This window comes from Brevundimonas sp., assembly GCF_023259385.1.
Lineage (GTDB): Bacteria > Pseudomonadota > Alphaproteobacteria > Caulobacterales > Caulobacteraceae > Brevundimonas.
The window spans coordinates 1-5,184 of sequence record NZ_JAHFPF010000243.1 but is presented as its reverse complement, the minus strand read 5'-3'; the positions used below and the strand labels follow the sequence as shown (position 1 = coordinate 5,184).

7 protein-coding genes and 1 pseudogene are annotated in these 5,184 nt (G+C 70.1%); 3 read left to right on the top strand and 5 right to left on the bottom strand.

Going from position 1 to position 5,184, the window contains the following annotated elements:
• Nucleotides 1-754 (top strand): annotated as a pseudogene (locus tag Q0C81_RS15580) (competence protein ComEC); the annotation flags it as partial.
• On the opposite strand, the gene lexA reads toward Q0C81_RS15580, so the two are convergent.
• Nucleotides 735-1,427 carry a transcriptional repressor LexA gene (gene lexA, locus Q0C81_RS15575; RefSeq protein WP_291839955.1) on the bottom strand — a complete coding sequence of 231 codons (693 nt, stop codon included), beginning with the start codon at nt 1,425-1,427 and terminating at the stop codon, nt 735-737. The pseudogene Q0C81_RS15580 and the gene lexA sit on opposite strands and share 20 nt — an antisense overlap.
• A 161-nt stretch (nt 1,428-1,588) precedes the next feature.
• Between lexA and Q0C81_RS15570 the strand changes: the two genes are divergently transcribed.
• The gene (locus tag Q0C81_RS15570) at nt 1,589-2,086 is read left to right on the top strand and encodes a DUF805 domain-containing protein (protein WP_291839951.1); all 498 of its coding nucleotides are present in this window, start codon (nt 1,589-1,591) and stop codon (nt 2,084-2,086) included.
• Here the strand turns inward: Q0C81_RS15570 and trpC are convergent.
• Genes trpC through Q0C81_RS15555 form a run of 3 tightly spaced genes read right to left on the bottom strand, consistent with a single transcriptional unit; the run spans nt 2,083 to nt 4,500 of the window.
• Nucleotides 2,083-2,874: an indole-3-glycerol phosphate synthase TrpC gene (trpC, locus tag Q0C81_RS15565; protein WP_291839946.1), complete on the bottom strand. Its 792-nt coding sequence runs from the start codon at nt 2,872-2,874 to the stop codon at nt 2,083-2,085. The two genes, Q0C81_RS15570 and trpC, sit on opposite strands and share 4 nt — an antisense overlap.
• Entirely contained in the window at nt 2,871-3,908 is a 1,038-nt protein-coding gene (gene trpD, locus Q0C81_RS15560) for an anthranilate phosphoribosyltransferase (protein ID WP_291839943.1), read from the bottom strand. The genes trpC and trpD overlap by 4 nt, the downstream gene beginning before the upstream one ends.
• Nucleotide 3,909: 1 nt before the next feature.
• Complete coding sequence (locus tag Q0C81_RS15555) at nt 3,910-4,500, bottom strand: aminodeoxychorismate/anthranilate synthase component II (RefSeq protein WP_291839940.1); 591 nt, start codon at nt 4,498-4,500, stop codon at nt 3,910-3,912.
• Nucleotides 4,501-4,619: 119 nt separating this feature from the next.
• Between Q0C81_RS15555 and Q0C81_RS15550 the strand changes: the two genes are divergently transcribed.
• Nucleotides 4,620-4,817, top strand: a complete 198-nt coding sequence (locus tag Q0C81_RS15550; protein WP_291839937.1) for a peptidoglycan-binding protein — start codon at nt 4,620-4,622, stop codon at nt 4,815-4,817.
• On the opposite strand, the gene Q0C81_RS15545 is transcribed toward Q0C81_RS15550, so the two are convergent.
• Nucleotides 4,793-5,184, bottom strand: a 392-nt coding sequence (locus Q0C81_RS15545) for a chorismate-binding protein (RefSeq protein WP_291839933.1), incomplete at its 5' end; no start/stop codon positions are given. The two genes, Q0C81_RS15550 and Q0C81_RS15545, sit on opposite strands and share 25 nt — an antisense overlap.

The following is a 5,184-nucleotide window of genomic DNA, read 5'->3' as shown; positions in this document are numbered from 1 at the left end:
CATGCCCGCCCTGGCCCTGGGCGCCCTGCTGGAGCCGATCGGGCTGGGCGCGCCCTTCCTGTGGCTGGCGGCGCGGGGCATCGACCTGATGCTGGCCATCGGTGAACGGGTTGCGGGTTTGCCGGGCGCAGTGCGGACCATCGCCAGCGCGCCGGACATCGTCCTGCCCATCGCCTTCCTCGGGGTGCTGTTCTGCTGTCTCTGGAGAGGGCCGCTGCGGTGGCTGGGCCTGCCGTTGGCCTGCGCGGTGCTGATCTGGCCGCGCGACCCGGCGCCGGACCTGTGGATCGGCGACGCCGGCACGCAGGCGGCCTTTGTTCAGGACCGGCAGGCTGTGATCGTCCGGCCCGGCGTGCGCCAGTTCGCGGTCGATGTCTGGACCCGGCGGCGGGGGCTGCAGGCGGTGGATCGGCCCGCGGAGCGCTGGACCTGCGGCCGGTTCTCCTGCGCGCCGGAGACCTCCGGTCCCGTAGCCCTGTGGTGGGGCCGCCGCGCGCCGTCGGCGGAGCAGCTGGACCCCCTGTGCCGGTCAGCCCCGGTCGTCAGTGTGCGGGGCGAACTGGCCGCGCTTCCGCCGTCCTGCGAAGGGCGGCTGGTGCTGGACGGGCTGGACTACGCCCGGGGCGGGGCGGTGGAGCTGAAACGCGAAGGGCCCGCCGCGGCGAACCGCTGGCGAGCCCTGTGGGTGTCGGATGTGCGTGGCGATCGGCCGTGGAGCCGGTTCGGCGACGCGCCTAGTGATACCGGCGGATGAGGCCGACCAGCTTGCCTTGCACGGCGACCTGGTCCGAGCCGTAGATCTTGGTTTCGTAGTTGCGGTTGGCGGGCTCCAGCGCGATGGAGGCGCCCTTCTTGCGCAGGCGCTTCAGCGTGGCCTGTTCGCCTTCGACCAGGGCCACGACGATCTCGCCGGACGAGGCGTTCTCGGTCGATTTGATGATCACCAGATCGCCGTTGAGGATGCCGGCCTCGATCATCGAGTCGCCCTCGATCTCGAGCAGATAATGCTCGCCAGAGCCCAGCATGGCCTCCGGCACCGGATAGCGGGCGGTCTCGTGCTCGATGGCGTCGATGGGCGTACCCGCCGCGATCTTGCCCATCAGCGACAGTTCGCGGGTGTCGTTGGCCGGTTCGGCGGCCTGCGGACGGCCGCCGCCCTCGATCACGCCCGGCTTGAAGCCCGCATGACCGCGCGGCGCGCCCTGCGTCGCCTGTTCCGGCAGCTTGGTGACCTCCAGCGCCCGCGCCCGGTGAGCGAGGCGGCGGATGAAGCCCCGTTCCTCCAGCGCTGTGATCAGGCGGTGGATGCCCGACTTGGACGCCAGATCCAGCGCCTCCTTCATTTCGTCGAAGGACGGAGACACGCCGGTCTCCTGAATCCGCTCGTGGATGAACATGAGCAGTTCGTGCTGTTTGCGCGTGAGCATGACGTCCTCGAGGCGAATCCGGTTTCCAGAACGCTAGCGGAACAAACCGCAAACGTCCAGAAACTGTTCCTGAGGTGTTCCGGTTAAGGCAGGGTTACCGTCAAGCCGGCGTTGCCCGCGAAACGATGGGACGTCATGGTGCGGACAAGAGGGAGGACGGCTTGGACACATTGCTCGCGGGGGTCGGCGACCGGCTCAAGGCTCTGGCCGGCGAACTGGTCAGCTTCAGAGGCCGCGCGAGGATCGTGGATGTGATCTACATCTACATCCTGCTCTTGATCCCGTCGCTCCTGCTGAGAATTCCGCTCAACGCCCTGCAGTGGGACGCTGAATGGTACGGTCGGGCGTTCGTGGACGTCGCTTTGTGCGTTCCATTCGCCGCCCTGTTCGTCCGACGCCTCCATGACCAGGGCCTGTCGGGATGGTGGGCCCTGTTGGTGCCGCCGTTCCCCGTGATGAACCTCTACGAGTCATATCGGGTGGTCTTCGCGGTGCGGAATCCCGAATGGCTGTTTCAGCCTGACCCGCTGGAGTCGTGGAAGGTGCTTCTGTTTCCGGTCGCCTTGATCGTCCTGGTGCTGCTCCTGCGCCCTGGCCAGCAGGGGCCAAACCGCTACGGGCCTGATCCGCGGGCCGCCGTTGCGGTGGTCCCGGCCTAGGCCAGCAGCGCCCGCGTCGCCGCTTCCACGTCATCCTGACGCATCAGGCTTTCGCCGACGAGGATGGCCTGGGCGTGGGCGTCGGAGACCTGTTGCACGTCGTCCGGGGTGAAGATGCCGCTCTCGGCCACCAGCAGGGCGCGGACGGGGCTGAGCATGGCGAGGCGTTCGGTGGTCTCCAGATCGACCTCGAAGGTGCGCAGGGAGCGGTTGTTCACCCCGACCAGATCGCTGCCCAGCTTGCAGGCGCGGGCCATCTCGGCCTCGTCGTGGGTCTCGATCAGGGCGTCCATGCGGAAGCGTTCCGCCTCCGACAGAAGTTCGGCGGCCAAGGCGTCGTCGATCATGGCCAGGATGATCAGGATGCAGTCGGCGCCCAGGGCCCGGCTTTCGGCCACCTGCCACGGATCGACCAGGAAGTCCTTGCGCAGGCAGGGCAGGGCGACCGCGTTCCGGGCGGCGGCCAGATAGGCGTCGTCGCCCTGGAAGCTGGGGCCGTCGGTCAGGACCGAGAGGCAGGTCGCGCCGCCGCGCTCATAGGCTTTCGCCAGCGCCGGCGGATCGAAATCGGCGCGGATCAGGCCTTTGGACGGGCTGGCCTTCTTGATCTCGGCGATCAGGGCCGGTCGGCCGGTCTCCACGACATGGCTGTCCAACGCGGCGCGGAAGCCGCGCGGGGCGGAGGCCAGGGCGGCCCGCGCCTCGACCGCGTCCTGCGACAGGGCCGCCTTGCGGGCGGCGACGTCCTCGCGCTTGTAGGCGGCGATGCGGTCCAGCACGTCGGTCACGCCGGCTCCTCTTCCTCGATGGGGGTGTTGGTGGCGGCGACCAGCTCGGCCAGGGCTTTGGCCGCGCGTCCGTCGTCGATGACGGCGGCGGCCTGGGCCGCGCCCTCGGCCAGGTCGGCGGCCTTGTCGGCCACCACCAGCCCGGCGGCGGCGTTCAGCAGCACCACGTCGCGATAGGCGCCCTTCGCTCCGTCCAGCAGGGCGGTCAGGGCGGCGGCGTTCGCCTCGGCGTCGCCGCCGCGGATGGCAGAGAGGTCGTGGCGGGCCAGTCCGGCGTCCTCGGGCGTGACGGTGAAGCGGCGCACGGCGCCGTCCTTCCATTCCGCCACCTCGGTCTCGCCGGTGACGGTCAGTTCGTCCAGGCCCTGGCCGTGCACGGTCCAGGCCCGCACGGCGCCCAGGCGGCCCAGCACCTCGGCCAGCGGCTCCAGCAGGCGGGGATCGTAGACGCCCATCACCTGCCGCTTCGCCTGGGCCGGATTAGACAGCGGGCCCAGCAGGTTGAACACGGTGCGGAAGCCGATCTCGGCCCGCACCGGCCCGACGTGGCGCATGGCGCCGTGGTAGGAGGGGGCGAACAGGAAGGCGATCCCCGCCCGGTCCAGCGCGCGCAACTGCTGGGCCTGGCCGGCCTGCAGATTGACCCCCAGCACCGCCAGCACGTCGGAGGAGCCGGACTTCGAGCTCAGCGCCCGGTTGCCGTGCTTGGCGACCTTCAGGCCCGCGCCCGCCAGCACTAGCGCCGCCGCCGTGGAGATGTTGAAGGTGTGCTGGCCGTCGCCGCCGGTGCCGCAGGTGTCGATGACGTCCCACGGATGGTCCAGCGTCAGGGCCGCCTCGCGCATGGCGGTGGCGAAGGCCGCGATCTCGCCCACCGTCTCGCCGCGGATGCGCAGGGCGGTGACGGCGGCGGCGACCTGGGCCGGGGTCGGCTCGCCGCGCAGGCAGGCGGCGAAGAAAGCGTGCGCCTCGGCGTCCGACAGGGTCTTGCCGTCGACCAGCTTGGCCAGCAGGGGCTTGAAGGTGTCCGCCACCTCAGACCATCGCCCGGCGCTTCACGCCCGCGAGGTCCAGGAAGTTGGCCAGCAGGTCGTGGCCGTGCTCGGTGGCGATCGATTCCGGATGGAACTGCACACCGTGGATGGGGCGGGTCTTGTGGGCCAGGCCCATGATCTCGCCGTCGGCGGTCCAGGCGGTGACCTCCAGCACGTCCGGCAGGGTCTCCCGCTTCACCGCCAGCGAGTGGTAGCGCGTGGCCGTGAACGGCGAGGGCAGGCCGCGGAACACGCTCTTGCCCTCGTGAAGGATCGGCGAGGTCTTGCCGTGCATCAGGGCCTTGGCGCGGATCACGTCGCCGCCGAACGCCTGGCCCATCGCCTGATGGCCCAGGCAGACGCCGAAGATCGGCATGTCCAGCGGCGCGGTGTCGATCAGGGCCAGGCAGACGCCGGCCTCGTTGGGCGTGCACGGACCGGGCGACAGCAGCACGGCCTCGGGCTTCAGCGCCCAGGCCTCAGCGGCGGTCAGGTCGTCGTTGCGCACGACGCGCGTCTCCGCGCCCAACTCCGCCAGGTAGTGGACGAGGTTGTAGGTAAAGCTGTCGTAGTTATCGACGACGAGGATCATGACTTGGCTTCTAGGGACTACGGCCCGCCGCGCCAAGCGCCCAAGGCGTCTCAGGAGGCCGGTAAGATTGCGTTAACCGTATTGGATCGAATTGGGACTCTTCGAACGGGGAGGCTCGAATGGCCGACGGCATCCAGAAGGCGCGTATCCTGCTGACCGATCCCGCGGCGACGCGGAGCAGCCCATGGCCCGCGCTCGGCGCGGCGGCCCTGGCCGCGACGGCGGCGGTGCTGATGGCCGGGGTGATGATCCTCGGGCCGGGCGTCCGCTTCCAGGACGCACCGCCGATCGATCAGGCCCTGTTGCCGAACGGATAGCGCCAGGCTTCGTCCGCCGCCCGCATGGGCGCGCGCGCCTTGGCCCGGGTTTCGGCATATTCCGCCGCCGGATCGCTGTCGGCGACGACGCCGGCTCCCGCCTGCACATGGATCTGGCCGTCGGCGAACAGGGCGGTGCGCAGGACGATGCAGATGTCCGCCTCGCCGCCCGCCGAGATATAGCCCACGCCGCCGCCGTAGCCGACGCCGCGCTTCACCTCTTCCAGCTCGTCGATGATCTCCATCGCCCGTACCTTCGGCGCGCCCGACAGGGTGCCGGCGGGCAGGGCGGCCAGCAGGGTGTCGACCGCGTCCAGTTTGGGATCGGCCATGCCCTGCACATCCGAGACGATGTGCATGACCGAGC